The sequence below is a fragment of the Gracilibacillus phocaeensis genome, from assembly GCF_900626275.1.
Lineage (GTDB): Bacteria > Bacillota > Bacilli > Bacillales > Amphibacillaceae > Gracilibacillus > Gracilibacillus timonensis.
In genome coordinates this window covers 429254-443879 of sequence record NZ_LR131145.1, presented here as the reverse complement: position 1 = coordinate 443879, position 14626 = coordinate 429254, and the positions used below count along the sequence as shown (strand labels likewise).

Here is a 14626-nt window from a genome sequence, read left to right as displayed (position 1 = left end):
CACTTTAAAGACTTGTCATTTATATAGGATTCGAGTAAATTTATAGTTACCAAATATAGAAATCTGAAATTTGGAAATATATTGGTATTCGAAAGGGGGAGATAACTAGTGTACATAAGGAGCTATTTGAATCAAGTGGCAGGAGAAATCACAGAGCGTCCGTTACCTTCTTTTTCTTCAGACAGCGAATACTTCTTATGGAAAAAAAGTAAACAAAGACAATTTAAGCAAATGCTTGGGATCGATACGTTTTTTAATAAACCGAGGACACCATTAAATGTAACAATAACTGGCACACTGCAAAGTGATACACATCGAATTGAAAAAATATATTATGAAAGTTTACCTGGCTTGTATGTAACGGCTCATTTATATGTGCCCAATGATGTAGAAGTTCCTGCCCCAGCCCTTATATACCTTTGTGGTCACAGTCTTTCACAAAAAATAAATTACCAAGATCATCCGAGGAAATTCGCTCAACTTGGGTTTGTTACGTTGATTATTGATACAATCCAGTTCGGAGAGGTGCAAGGAATGCACCATGGGACCTATGCACACGGTCAATTTCAATGGATTAGCAAAGGTTATACACCTGCGGCAACCGAGGTTTGGAATGCAGTAAGGGGTATCGATTTAATGACAGAACGACAGGAAGTAGACCCGGATAAAATCGGCATCACTGGACATTCTGGTGGGGGAGCTATTAGCTGGTGGACTGCTTGTTGTGATGATCGAATTAAGGCAGCAGCCGCATCGAGTGGTACTGGTACGATTGCTTCACAGGTAAGAGAAAGAACGATAGATACACATTGTGATTGTATTTTTCCAAATAATCCATATGGCTGGTCACTTATTGAATCTTATGCCTTGATGGCTCCGCGTCCGATGTTAATTATATCTCCGGATCGAGACAGAAATTATACCATAGACTCGGTTCAGTTCGTTTATGAAAAATTGAAAGCGCTATATTGTGATTTGGGTTGCAAGGAGAAAATTCAGTTATTTGACTTTCATGCACACCATTCTTATAGTTCCGCCTCTCGAAAGGCCGCTTTCTCATGGTTCCTTCAACATTTAAAAGGGGAGGGACATCATCCAGTTAGTGATATTGATGGGAAAAGGGAGGGCGAGGAAGAGTTGCTTGTCTATCAAGGCAAGCAACCAGCAAATGATGAATCAACATCGGTTCAAGAGTGGTTGATTGCATTAAGCCAACAGCCATCGATTACAACGCCTCAAGAGCTTACAGCGGTTAAAGAAAACGTCATTCAGAAACTAAAGCAAGAGAGTTTTGCTGCATTTCCTAACTATTCTATTCCGCTGGCTATGGAAACTAAGCAAAAATATTTTACGAACGAAGATAGTTGGCACCACACGTTTTCCATTATTTCTGAGTATAGCTGGAGGATTACGGGGTTTTTGCAAGGAGAGGATATGCAGGTTTCTCATTCACCGACTGCTATCTATTTACAGTCACCTGGAGGGGGAGATGGGTTTAAGTTTCATCACATACCGATGATTCATGATTTACCGTCTTCGTGGCTGCAGGCAATGTTGGAGGTAAGAGGAGTTGGTGAAAGTGCCTGGGGCCCCGAAATCAATTGGCATGTACGTAGATCTTTAGCTCTGACAGGAAGAACCGTCGCCTCTTTACGAGTTTGGGATGTATTACGAGGGGTCCAAGCTCTAAGGTCCATGCCTGAAGTGCATCCCGATAAGATTGTTATTGCAGCCGAAAAGGATATGACGGTTCCAGCCCTTTATGCCGCATTGCTTGATCAAAGGATATATGCCGTTATTTTAAAAGATCCTCCCGCTTCACAAGATATACCAAGTAATCCAAATGGCAATGATCACTTAATTGAAATGATTAATGCACTACGACACACAGATTTACCTCAGGTGGCAGGACTTATTTGGCCGACCAAATTAATTTTTCTTGGGAATCGGCCGAAAAGTTATCGTTGGTCGGAAGCGGTTCATAAAAAACTTGGCGAACCAGGTGGGGCATGGCGAGTCCAAGAGTTAGCAGGTTTTAACATCTTATAGATTTCATAAAAAGGAGGATGACGATGGAATTAACCGTAAAATACCAAGAAGAAATCAACCAATTTTTATCAGAAATCCTAAGAACGGAAAAGGAAAATATCTTGAACTCAGCTCAGTGGGTCACAGAACAAATCAAGCAGGATAAGATATTTTATGTGTTTGGCCCAGGCGGACATTCTAATCTTGCCTCACAGGAAATTTTCTATCGAGCAGGAGGGTTAATGCATGCTAACGCGATTCTCGATGAGGGAACATTGCTCAGTAATGGTGCGTTACGGTCATCGGCGATGGAACGAATGCCTGGATATGGAAGAATGGTCATTAATGATAACCATTTAGACGAAGGTGACCTGTTGATTATTATTAATGCTTATGGAATCAACTCCGCAGCAATAGGTGCTGCACTTGAAGCAAAGGAGCGGGGAGTGCGAACTATTGGGATTTGTTCTGTTCAGCACGCGGAACATACACCTGTTGATCATCCTGCAAGACACCCATCTAAATACAACCTATTTGAGCTAACGGATCTCACCATTGATTCCAAAGTAAAGGAAGGAGATGCTGTTATACAAATTGAAGGTCTAGAGCAAAAAGTGGGGGCTATTTCCACATTTGTAAACGCATTCATTATGAATGCGATTTGTATGGAGGCTACCCAGATGTTAGTCCGTGACAATCTACAACCGCCAATCTGGAAAAGCAGTAATATTCCAGGAGGAGATGAATGGAATCAGAAGTATATTCACAAATTTAAAGGAATCATTAAGAAGTTGTAGTGGGAGAGGATAGATATCGACAAATTGATTAAGAAATAGAAATCGATTACTAAAAGGTGAGGAAATAGTGAAAAAACATCCGACAATATATGATATAGCAAAAAAAGCAGATACATCTACCGCAACCGTTTCTCGTGTCTTAAGCAACAATGGTTATCCTGTTAGACCAGAGTTAAGGGACAAAATCAGAAAAGTTGCGGAAGAAGTAAATTATATTCCCAATGTGATTGGCAGACAACTAAAGACTAATAATAGCATGACGATTGGTGTCATTATTCCATCGATAACAAATCCTTTCTACTCCTCTATTATGCTAGGGATTGAGGATGTTGCCAGGAGTAGGGGATATCATGTTTTTCTATGTAACTCTCATCGCAGTCCGCAATTGGAAGAGGAATATTTAAAAACGTTATTTGAAAAACAAGTAAAAGGATTAATTGTTTCATCTATTTCTCCTGATAAGAAACTGCTTGGAGCTTTAATAGATAAGGGTTTAAATATTGTAGCCTTTGATCAAACAATAGATGGTTTGGATAGTAGTCAAATTCACTTTGACTATCAAAAAGGTGGATTTATGGCGACAGAACATTTAATAAAGAGCGGCCATCAAAAAATTGCTTTAATAAGTGCTCCATTGACCCGTCCAAGTCGGAAAAGTGTCTATGAGGGCTATCTCCATGCATTAAATCAGTATGGTCTTGGGGTGGATAAATCATGGATCCAAATTGCTTCAAGAGAATATGAGGAATTTGAAAGAAATTATGAATTTAAAAATGGCATCGAGTTAACACAAAATTTATTAAAAGGGACGGATTTACCAACTGCAATTTTCGTTTGTAATGATATGACAGCATTTGGTGTGATGAATGAATTGATCAAACAAGGCATAAAGATCCCTGAGCAAATTTCTGTTATGGGGTTTGATAACATTGAGTTTTCAGAAATGATTACACCACCGTTAACTACCATTCAACAGCCAGATTACGAAATGGGTAAATTAGCATGTAATATGCTGCTAGATCAATTAGATGAAAAAACAGTGGAAAATGTAGATATTATGTTACAACCGAGAATAGTCGATCGCAGCTCTGTACTCCACTTAGAAGATTCATTATTAAATCGTTGAATGGTCATGGTAATCGGTTACTGCTGCCAATTAATGAAAAAAGGAGGTACCATTGAATGGAGAATTTAGAGCCGTTAGAACAAGAGGGAACGAAAATGGGAACCAAACCAAAAAAGAAGTCTTCCGGTAATAAAACAAACAAAAAGAGTAAAACGTTCCGTAAAAGATTGAACGAAAGCAAATATCTCTTAATATTATTTGCGCCTGTATTAATTTATTACTTGATATTCCATTACGTACCAATGTTTGGGGTTGTTATTGCCTTTAAGGATTACAATTTATTTACAGGTGTGTTAGAAAGCGATTGGGTGGGGTTAAAATATTTTCAAACGTTTTTCAACAATCCAGATTTCTATAATTTATTGCGAAACACATTTTTACTAGGTTTATATAGCTTCCTTTTTGGATTTCCCATTCCTATCATATTTGCGCTTTTATTAAATGAAGTGAAAAATATGTTTTTCAAGCGATTTGTTCAAACGCTCAGTTATTTACCACATTTTATATCAAATGTTGTGGTAGCGAGTATGGTTGTCGTCTTTCTTTCTCCTTCTGGCATTATCAATCGGTTGATTTCGTATATAGGGGTCGAGCCACTTAATTGGATGATTATGCCAGAGATGTTTCGTTCGATATTTATAACATCGGAGATATGGCAGCACATGGGGTGGGATGCCATTATCTATTTAGCCGCTTTAACGTCCATTAGCCCGCAATTGTATGAAGCAGCAGATATTGATGGTGCCGGGCGTTTTAGGAAATTATGGCATATCACGTTACCAGGAATAAGACCAGCCATCTTTATAGTAGGGATTTTAAATATTGGCAAGGTGTTAGAAATTGGCTTTGAAAAGGTGTTCTTGTTATACAATCCAGTAACGTATGAAACGGCCGATATCATCTCTACCTATGTGTATCGAGTTGGACTTGTTCAAGGGAATTACAGTTATGCAACAGCTATTGGGCTATTCTTAGGTGTGATCAGCTTTATCTTCTTATTCGGTGTGAATTATCTTTCTAAACGATTTGGACAAGAAAGTCTATGGTAAGGGGGCGTTGGTTTTGGGAAAAGCAAAAATTACTCCGTTTATAGTGATAAACTCTATTCTTTTGCTAGGTGTTGCATTTGTGACGATTTATCCGTTTCTGCATATGATTGCTGTCTCGTTAAGCGGTGATGTGCATGTGATGAGAGGAGATGTCAATTTAATACCAAAGGAATGGACGTTAAAGAATTATGAACATGTATTGGGGGATCCTCGAATTGGCTCAGGATACCTTAATACGATTATATATGTCAGCTTAGGAACTGCCATTTCGCTTATTGTGACAGCGATGGGAGCCTATGCACTATCTAAGAAAACGTTGATTTTTCGTAAAGGTTTTATGCTGATGATTGTGTTCACGATCTTATTTGGCGGAGGAATGATCCCAACATTCTTAGTTGTTAGATATTTGGGATTATTGGATACCGTTTGGGCTATGGTACTGCCTCAGGCGGTAATTACTTGGAACTTAATTATTATGAGGACCTTTTTTTCCGCGACGATACCAGAAGAATTAGAGGAATCTGCTAAAATCGATGGTTTAAATGATCTGGGTATATTCCTTCGTATTGTTTTACCATTATCGAAACCGGTAATGGCAACGATTGGATTATTCTATGCTGTAGGGATCTGGAACAACTTTATGCTTCCCTTGTTGTATCTAAGGGATGACGCACTGTATCCTTTACAGGTTATTCTGAGAAATCTAGTCCTTGTTGAACAAATGGCTGAGGTATCCGGTGGGGATGCTGTAGTAGTTCAGGAATCGATTCAATATGCAACTATTCTAGTCTCTACACTCCCCATCCTGTTACTTTATCCATTCCTTCAAAAATATTTTGTCAAAGGAGTGATGATCGGGTCCTTAAAAGAATAAAGAAAGCGTTTTAAGAGAGGTTGAAGATTTGACGATAGGAAAGGGCAGGCGTTGAGTATGCAGAAAGTTAGTTCAAAAGTTAAAGGAGCTTAACTGATGAAAAAAGCAATTTCTTTCATGATTATAATGGGTTTTGTATTAGGGTTCATGGCAGCTTGTTCTTCAGATTCTTCTACTACCGATTCAGAGGAAGATTGGCCAACGATCGAATTTTATACCAATGAACACCCGAGTTGGCCGACAAATGAAGAATGGCTGGTATGGGAGTTGATGGAAGAAGGCGGCAAAATGGAGATGGATATTACGATTGCTGCAGATCCTTACGATGAATCATTGAATCTTGTCATTGCTTCTGGAGAGTTACCTGATTTAATTGGGATGCCTAATTATACAATAGGTAATAGATATGGTGCACAGGGAGCTTTAGTCAATCTATTGGATCATATCGATGAAATGCCCCATTTGCAGGAATGGATGGATCAATTTCCAGAGGCAGCTAGAGCCGCGCTTTCTCATGATGGAAAAATGTATGTTTCGCCTAATCATGGTATTGGCGAAACGAATCGAATGCTTTGGTTGTACCGGCAGGATATTTTTGAAGAACATGGTTTAGAGGTGCCTGGTAATTGGGAGGAGCTTCATAGCGTGTTACAAGAGCTAAAAGAAATCTATCCAGAAAGCTATCCACTTGGGTTCCGTAATGGGATAGATAAGATTCGAAATTTCGCTGCAAACTTCGGAACCGATTGGGAGTACTATTATGACGAGCAAAATGAAGAATGGCGCTACGGACCTATCGAAGACAACTACCGCGAACTGGTGGAGTATCTTCATACGTTTTATCAGGAAGATTTAATACCTTCTGATTTCTTATCAACTGACACGGCTCAATGGCAGGAATTAATGTCTACCGACACATCATTTATTACACAAGATTATATTTCCAGGATCGATACGTTTAATGTCGCGAATCGCGAAGAAAATCCAGATTTTACAATAGTTAATATGCCGCCACCAGCTGGTTTACCTGGAGGCGAACAACGAGACTACTCATCACACACGCAACAGAGGGGATATTCTATCGCAGTAGATTCAGATCATATAGATACGACTGTTCAGTTCATTGACTGGACCTTTTCGGAAGAAGGAAGGGATGCATTGAGCTGGGGGATTGAAGGGGAAACCTACACGGAAGAAAATGGGGAGAAGGCTTGGATAGAAGATTATTCTAGTCCGTCGGAGCTTCGTTCAGAAACAGGTCTATCGTTATATGCTACCTATTCTTGGTTTGATTACGATTCCCATATGAGTCTATTCAGTGAAGAGGTAAAAACGGCCTATGAAGAAGATCCTCAATACGATGCACCGATTGTTCCAGTTTTAGCCTTTTCAGAGGATGAACAAGAAGCACTGGCCATTCAAGGAGAAGCGATATCGAAGCACCGAGATGAACAAATCTCTAAATTTATTGTTGGTGATCGAGATTTAAGTGAATGGGACGCTTATGTGGAAGAGATACAAGAGCTTGGTTTGCAAGAAATGCTAGATATACATGAAGCAGCATACCTCAGAATGCAAGAAGCAGAGTTGGAATGAAAATCTACTTGTTTCATGGTTGAAAGGAAATGATTTTCTAATTATTGGAAGGGGAATAACTAATGAAAAAGATGATGTCTCGTTTTACGATGATTGTGTTCGTTTTAATTATTGTGGCGGCATGTTCTAATGAATCGTCAGAATCGTCTTCCTCGGATGGCAATTCCAGTGAGGAAAGGCAAACGATTGAATTCTATACAAACGAACATCCGAGTTGGCCAACGGATGCAGACTGGATGGTATTTGACTTAATGGAGGAAGGGGGCAATATGGATATCGATTTAACGATTGCCGCAGATCCTTATGATGAGTCATTAAATCTTGTTGTTGCCTCTGGAGATCTACCGGATTTAATACGTACAACTTCATCAACAGCCAACAGTTATGGAGAAGATGGGGCTCTAGTCGATCTGCTTGAATATATTGATGATATGCCTCATTTACAAGCATGGATGGAAGAATTTCCTGAAGAGGCAAGGGCTGTTCTTTCTCATGATGGGAAAATGTTCATGACACCAAATGAAGGCATGGGAGAAACGAACCGTATGCTGTATATGTACCGGCAAGACATTTTTGAAGAGAATGGTTTAGAAGTACCGCAGAATTGGGATGAATTATATACGGTTTTACAAGAGCTAAAGTCGATTTATCCTGATAGCTATCCGCTAGGCTTTCGTAATGGTGCAGATAAATTAGAAAGCTTTGCTCCTAATTTTGGCACCAGCTACAGCTATTATTACGATGAAGTGCAAGACGAATGGCGTTATGGTCCTATCGAAGATAATTTCCGCGCATTAGTGGAATATTTTAATAAGTTTTATAGTGAAGGATTAATCCCTTCTGACTTTTTATCAACCGATACCGCTCAGTGGCAGGAATTAATGTCCACGGATACATCCTTTATTACTCACGACTATATCGGGAGGATAGATGAGTTTAACCTGGCTAATCGGGAAACCAATCCAGATTACACATTAATCAATATGCCGCCGCCTGCTGGTTTTCCTGGAGAGGACCAAATAGCGTTCTCTGCACATGAAAACGACTCTGGTTACTCGGTGGCCGTCACTTCTGAACATATTAACACTATTATTCAATACCTTGACTGGACTTTTTCTGAAGAAGGTCGAGATGCATTAAGCTGGGGTGCCGAAGGGGAAACCTATACGGAAGAGAATGGAGAGAAAAACTGGATAGAAGACTATGGAAGTGTTGCAGATCTCCGTAATGACACAGGATTATCTACGTATGCAACTTACTCCTGGTTCGATTACGACGCACATATGGAGTTGTTTAGTGATGAAGTGAAGCAAGCATACGAAGAAAGCCCGCAATATGATGCACCAATCGTTCCTAAACCAGCTTTTACTTCGGAAGAGCAGGAAACCATCGCTATTCAAGGAGAATCCATTATGAAGCATAGAGATGAAGAAATCGCAAAATTTATTATTGGGGACCGTGATTTAGCGGAGTGGGATGATTATGTACAAGAGATGGAAAACTTAGGTGTTCAAGATCTAGTTGACATCCACGCAGAGGCATATCAACGCATGCAGGAAGTAGAGTTGAACTAGAACGTAATTATTTATAAGAAGAGGTGGACCATATGTTTAATAAAAAAAAGATAGCAATTGTAGGGGCTGGAGTGATTTCAGCCTCTCATGCAAAAGCGATAACCGCACATCCAGAGGCAGATCTAGTGGCTATCTGTGATATTGAACAGGAAAAGGCGGAAAAATTAGCTAATGACTTTGATGTAAAAAAAATATATACCGATTATGATAAGATGTTTAAACAAGAAGCGATTGATATCGTATCCATTTGTGTACCGAGCGGCTATCATGCAGATGCAACCATAGCGGCTGCTCAGCATGGCATTCATGTATTGTGTGAGAAACCGTTAGACATTACGAGCAAAAACATGTCGAAAATGATTGAGGCATGCCGGTCTCATCGTGTTAAATTAGGTGCTGTTTATCAGCGGAGGACATTAGATGCAGCTATTAAAACGAAAAAAGCTATCCAAGAAGGGAAGCTTGGGAAAATGGTGCTTGGGGATGCGTATTTAAAATACTACCGTAGTCCAGAATATTATGAGAGTGCTGGCTGGAGAGGCACTTGGGAAATAGACGGCGGTGGAGCGTTAATGAATCAAGGCATCCATGGCGTCGATCTGATTCAATGGATGATGGGCGAGGTGGAATCAGTTTTTGCCTATACTGCTCCTTTAGTTCGAAATATCGAAGTAGAGGATACCGCTGTGATTGCCGTCAAATATAAAAATGGCGCATTTGGTGTTATCCAGGGAACCACTTCGGTGTATCCAGGTCAAGAAACCAGATTTGAACTTCATGGTGAAAATGGTTCGATTATTTTTGCAGATTCCGGTTTTAAACAATGGAAATTTAGTGGAAAAGAGGAAGAAATGCCTCAAGCGAGTAATACAGAAGGGGGAAGCAATGACCCGAAAGCTATCTCGAATAAGGGGCACTATATTTTTGTCGATGACATGATTCAGGCAATCAAAGAAGACCGTGAACCATTAGTATCTGGCGAAGAAGCACGCAAAGCCGTGGACTTGCTTTTGGCGATCTATGAATCGGCTCGAACAGGTAAAGAGGTTCAGCTAAGTACTGTCAATCAATTTCAGCTTTAATTACAGGAGGAATAAATACATGGATTTTATTAGAATTGGCATGGTCGGTTTAGATACATCCCATGTGGTTGCTTTTACCAAATTACTAAATGATACAGCGAATGAATATCATGTGCCGGGAGGAAAGGTCGTCGTTGCCTTTCCTGGAGGCTCACCAGATATGGAATTGAGCTCCTCGCGTGTAGAAAAATTTACGAACGAACTTCGAGACGATTACCATGTTGAAATCGTAAGTTCTCCGGAGCAAGTCGCGGAAAAGTGTGATGCGATCTTCTTGGAATCAGTAGATGGTCGGGTACATCTGCAGCAATTCCGACAAATTGTTTCTTATCAAAAACCTGTATTTATTGATAAGCCGTTTACGACCTCTTTCAAGGAAGCTAAGGAAATTATTCAGTTAGCCGATCAGCATCAGACACCTATTATGAGTTGCTCTGCTGTCCGATTTGCAGAGGATTTATCTGCTGCGCTCGAAAAGTTAGAAGGAAAAACCATCATAGGCATGGACTGTTATGGGCCACTGGCTATTGAACCTAATCATGGTTTGTTCTGGTATGGCATTCATACGGCTGAAATGCTTTATCGTACATTTGGTACAGGGTGTGAAAGAGTTACTGTGACCAAAAATGAAGATCATGATGTGATACTGGGAGAATGGGGAGATGGTCGTATTGGTAGCTTACGTGGGAATCGAAAGGGAAATAATACTTTTGGCGCGGCGATCCATAGTGAGGAAGGAACAGCATTTGTCAACGCCTCATCAGGTGGTAAGCCCTACTATGCCTCTCTTTTAGAGAAAATCATACCATTTGTATTAACCGGGAAATCAGCAATTGATAGCGAAGAAACGCTGGAAATTACTAGATTTCTAGAAGCAGCAAATGAAAGCCGTGCAACAGGTAAAACAGTAGAATTGTAAAGCGAGACTTATCAAGATGACTAACGCAGTGATAGAAACAGGAGGGGAAATCATTGATTTTGGATAGATTGGGTGTCATTACAGATGAAGTATCATCTGATATCACAAAGGCCTTAAATTGGTCGCAAGAAAAAGGACTCAAACATGTAGAAGCACGACGGGTAAATGGTAAAAATATCATTGATTTTTCGGATGATGAAGTCAAACGGCTACTTCAAGAAGTAGAACAGCGAGGATTATTTGTTTCCTGTATATCATCCCCCGTATTCAAGTGTGCGCTTGATCCTTCTAGAACAGTTGCTACAGGGGATACATTTGGGCAAGATGAAGAAAGTGTGGAAGCCCATTTTCAGAAACTAAATCGCGCCTTTGAAATAGCTAAACAGTTAAAAACAGATAAAATTCGCATCTTCTCATTCTGGAGAGAACAAGATCCTGACAAATATGAAGAAGAAATCGTTGGTCATTTAAAACGAGCAGCTAATCTAGCTGAAAAAGAGAACATAATATTATTATTGGAAAATGAAGGGGCCTGCAATGGCGGTTATGCTTCTGAAGTAAGCAGCATGGTACAAAAGGTAAATTCGGTTAACCTCCAAGCTCTTTGGGATCCAGGAAATGAAGAACATGGGGGCAAACCTGCATTTCCCCAGGGATATGAAGCGGTGAAAGGATTAATTGGTCATATCCATTTAAAAGACGCTTACATGAAAACTGATAACGAGCCGAGGTGTGTTCCCATTGGTGAGGGTAATGTCTCTTATGTCGAACAGTTACAAGCTCTTGAAAGAGATGGTTATCAAGGCTTATTCACGATAGAGACGCATTATGTTCCAGAAAACGGAACAAAAATGGATGGCACCCAATTAACGTTAGATGGCTTACATCAGCTACTACAGACTGCAGAAAAGTAAACATCTTCTTAATGATGACTAACAAAACTTGAAGAAGGGAGTATTCTTAAAAATTGAAACTAAAAATACAGCCAAGTAAAGAAGAAAAGGTGGAAAGTTTAACCGTAAGAGTATATGAAAAGCGGAAAGACATGGGATTGGCAGCAGCGGCAGATGTTATCGAAAAAATGAAATCTTTATTAAGAGGGAAGGAAACGATTCGGATGATATTTGCTTCTGCCCCGTCTCAAAATGAATTTTTGGAGACATTAAGGAATGCTTCCGGAATAGATTGGCAGCGGGTGACTGTATTTCATATGGATGAATATATTGGTTTACAGCCTAGGGAAGAACAATCATTCAGTGCGTTTTTGTGTGATCGATTGTTTGACAGCGTCAAGCCGGGAGCGGTTCATTTGATCAATGGCGTCAATGATATAAACAAGGAATGTCGCATTTATAGTGAGCGATTACGAGAAGCTCCCATTGACATCGTCTGTTTAGGGATTGGCGAGAATGGTCACATTGCATTTAACGATCCTCCCGTAGCCGATTTTCATGATCCTGCATTCATAAAAAAGGTGCAGCTGGATGAAGTATCCCGACAACAACAGGTCAATGACAGTTGTTTTCCCAAATTAGAGGATGTCCCCACTCATGCATTGACCTTGACGATTCCAGCGTTGATGTCTGGCTGTCATTTATATTGCATTGTTCCGGGAGCGACGAAGAAGAATGCCGTCCAACAAACATTAAAAGGGCCTATTTCAGAGAAAAACCCGGCTTCCATCTTACGTCGTCATCCTGCTTGTACTCTTTATGTAGATAAGGATGCTTATGATGAATGAATCGCTAGAAGGAATTCATTATGCTACAGGAGAGCAAATTTCCGTAACCATTGAAGGAAGTAAGATTAGAGATATTCAGCCATTATCGAGTCAGAAGGTGAATTTGCCCTATATCGCACCAGGTCTCGTTGATTTACAGATTAATGGTTATCAAGGCTATGATTTTAATACATTGCCAATCACCGAAGAAACCATCAAGCAGGTTACGAACTTACTGTGGAAAGAGGGGGTTACTTCCTTCTTTCCTACCATCATCACCAATCATGATGAAGCTATTGAACATGCCGTGCAGGTGATTGCCAAAGCCTGTGAAAACGATCGTTTCGTCGCAGAATGTGTGGCCGGCATCCATGTAGAAGGACCCTTTATTTCTCCTGAAGATGGTCCCAGGGGTGCTCATAGTACGGCTTATGTAAAGGCTCCTGACTGGTCGCTTTTCCAACGATGGCAAGAAGCGGCACAGGGCAGAATTAAAATCATCACCATTTCGCCTGAATGGCTGGAGTCTGTTTCCTTCATCACGAAATGTGTTGAAAATAATGTTACCGTATCGCTTGGTCATACTGCGGCAACGCCAAAGCAAATACAAGAAGCAGTAGAAGCAGGAGCGACCATGTCCACGCATTTGGGAAATGGAGCACACCTTATGCTGCCGCGTCATCCAAACTATATTTGGGAGCAATTGGCTAATGATCATCTATCAGTCTGTTTGATTGGGGATGGATTCCATCTCCCGGAATCTTTTCTAAGCGTCGCCATACGTGCCAAAAAATCTTCAAGCATGTTAGTCAGCGATGCTGTATATCTCAGTGGCTTAGAGCCAGGCGAGTATGATACCCATATTGGTGGCAAGGTTGTGCTGTCACCCGAAGGTAAACTGCATATGAAAGAAAATCCGAAATTATTGGCTGGTTCTGTAAAAATGTTAAAAGACGGCATCGCGCATCTTGTAAATAGTGAGTTATGTTCGATAGAAGAAGCTTGGGAGATGGCTTCCACGCGTCCTGCTTCGTTTATGAAATTTCCAACGAAGGCCGGCCTTGAGGCAGGAGCGCCTGCCGATCTAGTTACTTTCAAGCGGGAGAATAGTGCAGTCAACATCGTACAAACATATAAATTGGGAAAACAAGTGTATACTGCTTATTAAAATTAGCACGCTGTCTGTTCATGGGAATGTTGAGCAGACAGCTTTTTTTGTAGGATGTCACTTATTCTGTGGTTTGTTGCAGGGCACTTTGCTCATGCAACTTGCTGTTCTTTGTAAAAACGATATGACAAATAGAAAAATTAACAAAGGCTGCAAAGCTGAAAAGAATTAATGACGTTATCGGATAATAATATAATGCAGCAGCTATTAGAGCTAAAAGAATAAGATTTAATATGGTCATAGGGAAGTAAGTCATGGAGATAAAAAAGGAACTTTTAATAATCGTTTTGGTTGAAATATTGTAGTGTGAGATGATCGGAAATACATAGATCGATGTAAAAGCAAATAATAAACCAATAATAAGTAAGGGAATGAATAGAAACGAGCTGAATTCTGATTGTCTCATGAATAGAAAGTCGACATAAAGAATGATGGTAATAACAAACCAAATTATCCCAATCGAAAAACTTTGTTTAAAATTCTCCTTGAAATACTTGATAAATAAGACAAAAACGCCAGTATCATCTTTTAATTTCCAGCATCTAATAACGCTATACATCGCAGAGGTGGCAGGGAAAAAGGTTATAATGGGTAAGCATGCCAATACCCAAAGTATATTAAGAAGAAAATAGTTAGCGAAAATTTCTAAATATCCATAAAATTTGTTATCTATTAGTTTCATAAATTTTCACC

13 protein-coding genes are annotated in these 14626 nt (G+C 40.0%); 12 read left to right on the top strand and 1 reads right to left on the bottom strand.

Annotation, left to right across the window (positions count from 1 at the left end):
* Positions 1-108 precede the first annotated feature (108 nt).
* From E0E32_RS18270 to E0E32_RS18215, 12 genes are all read left to right on the top strand, one after another.
* Positions 109-2049, top strand: a complete 1941-nt coding sequence (locus tag E0E32_RS18270) for an alpha/beta hydrolase family protein (protein WP_130860396.1) — start codon at positions 109-111, stop codon at positions 2047-2049.
* Between the two features lie 23 nt (positions 2050-2072).
* The gene (locus tag E0E32_RS18265) at positions 2073-2825 is read left to right on the top strand and encodes a sugar isomerase domain-containing protein (protein WP_066190951.1); all 753 of its coding nucleotides are present in this window, start codon (positions 2073-2075) and stop codon (positions 2823-2825) included.
* Positions 2826-2892: 67 nt separating this feature from the next.
* Complete coding sequence (locus E0E32_RS18260) at positions 2893-3951, top strand: LacI family DNA-binding transcriptional regulator (protein ID WP_066190954.1); 1059 nt, start codon at positions 2893-2895, stop codon at positions 3949-3951.
* A 95-nt stretch (positions 3952-4046) separates the two neighbouring features.
* The gene (locus E0E32_RS18255; RefSeq protein WP_066191316.1) at positions 4047-5000 is read left to right on the top strand and encodes an ABC transporter permease; all 954 of its coding nucleotides are present in this window, start codon (positions 4047-4049) and stop codon (positions 4998-5000) included.
* 13 nt (positions 5001-5013) lie between these two features.
* Positions 5014-5874 (top strand): carbohydrate ABC transporter permease, encoded by an 861-nt coding sequence (locus E0E32_RS18250; RefSeq protein ID WP_066190956.1) that lies wholly within the window; start codon positions 5014-5016, stop codon positions 5872-5874.
* Between the two features lie 96 nt (positions 5875-5970).
* Positions 5971-7470, top strand: a complete 1500-nt coding sequence (locus E0E32_RS18245; RefSeq protein ID WP_066190959.1) for an extracellular solute-binding protein — start codon at positions 5971-5973, stop codon at positions 7468-7470.
* 62 nt (positions 7471-7532) lie between these two features.
* Positions 7533-9044, top strand: coding sequence for an extracellular solute-binding protein (locus E0E32_RS18240; protein WP_066190965.1), 1512 nt, complete (start codon positions 7533-7535; stop codon positions 9042-9044).
* 32 nt (positions 9045-9076) lie between these two features.
* Entirely contained in the window at positions 9077-10126 is a 1050-nt protein-coding gene (locus E0E32_RS18235; protein ID WP_066190967.1) for a Gfo/Idh/MocA family protein, read from the top strand.
* Between the two features lie 19 nt (positions 10127-10145).
* A complete protein-coding gene (locus E0E32_RS18230) occupies positions 10146-11045 on the top strand; it encodes a Gfo/Idh/MocA family protein (protein ID WP_130860395.1) in 900 nt (299 codons plus the stop codon).
* 53 nt (positions 11046-11098) lie between these two features.
* Positions 11099-11959 (top strand): sugar phosphate isomerase/epimerase family protein, encoded by an 861-nt coding sequence (locus E0E32_RS18225; RefSeq protein ID WP_286171997.1) that lies wholly within the window; start codon positions 11099-11101, stop codon positions 11957-11959.
* A gap of 53 nt (positions 11960-12012) precedes the next feature.
* Positions 12013-12786, top strand: a complete 774-nt coding sequence (locus tag E0E32_RS18220; RefSeq protein ID WP_066190972.1) for a glucosamine-6-phosphate deaminase — start codon at positions 12013-12015, stop codon at positions 12784-12786.
* Positions 12779-13933: an N-acetylglucosamine-6-phosphate deacetylase gene (locus E0E32_RS18215; protein WP_286171996.1), complete on the top strand. Its 1155-nt coding sequence runs from the start codon at positions 12779-12781 to the stop codon at positions 13931-13933. The genes E0E32_RS18220 and E0E32_RS18215 overlap by 8 nt, the downstream gene beginning before the upstream one ends.
* A 61-nt stretch (positions 13934-13994) precedes the next feature.
* Here the strand turns inward: E0E32_RS18215 and E0E32_RS18210 are convergent, their stop codons facing one another.
* Complete coding sequence (locus E0E32_RS18210; RefSeq protein ID WP_066190977.1) at positions 13995-14615, bottom strand: YesL family protein; 621 nt, start codon at positions 14613-14615, stop codon at positions 13995-13997.
* Positions 14616-14626 lie beyond the last annotated feature (11 nt).

Bases quoted from the DNA above. Each gene is read 5' to 3' on its own strand.
- E0E32_RS18265 (WP_066190951.1), top strand. From the start codon at position 2,073: ATGGAATTAACCGTAAAATACCAAGAAGAAATCAACCAATTTTTATCA.
- E0E32_RS18255 (WP_066191316.1), top strand. From the start codon at position 4,047: ATGGGAACCAAACCAAAAAAGAAGTCTTCCGGTAATAAAACAAACAAA.
- E0E32_RS18245 (WP_066190959.1), top strand. From the start codon at position 5,971: ATGAAAAAAGCAATTTCTTTCATGATTATAATGGGTTTTGTATTAGGG.
- E0E32_RS18240 (WP_066190965.1), top strand. From the start codon at position 7,533: ATGAAAAAGATGATGTCTCGTTTTACGATGATTGTGTTCGTTTTAATT.
- E0E32_RS18235 (WP_066190967.1), top strand. From the start codon at position 9,077: ATGTTTAATAAAAAAAAGATAGCAATTGTAGGGGCTGGAGTGATTTCA.
- E0E32_RS18230 (WP_130860395.1), top strand. From the start codon at position 10,146: ATGGATTTTATTAGAATTGGCATGGTCGGTTTAGATACATCCCATGTG.
- E0E32_RS18215 (WP_286171996.1), top strand. From the start codon at position 12,779: ATGAATGAATCGCTAGAAGGAATTCATTATGCTACAGGAGAGCAAATT.
- E0E32_RS18210 (WP_066190977.1), bottom strand. From the start codon at position 14,615: ATGAAACTAATAGATAACAAATTTTATGGATATTTAGAAATTTTCGCT.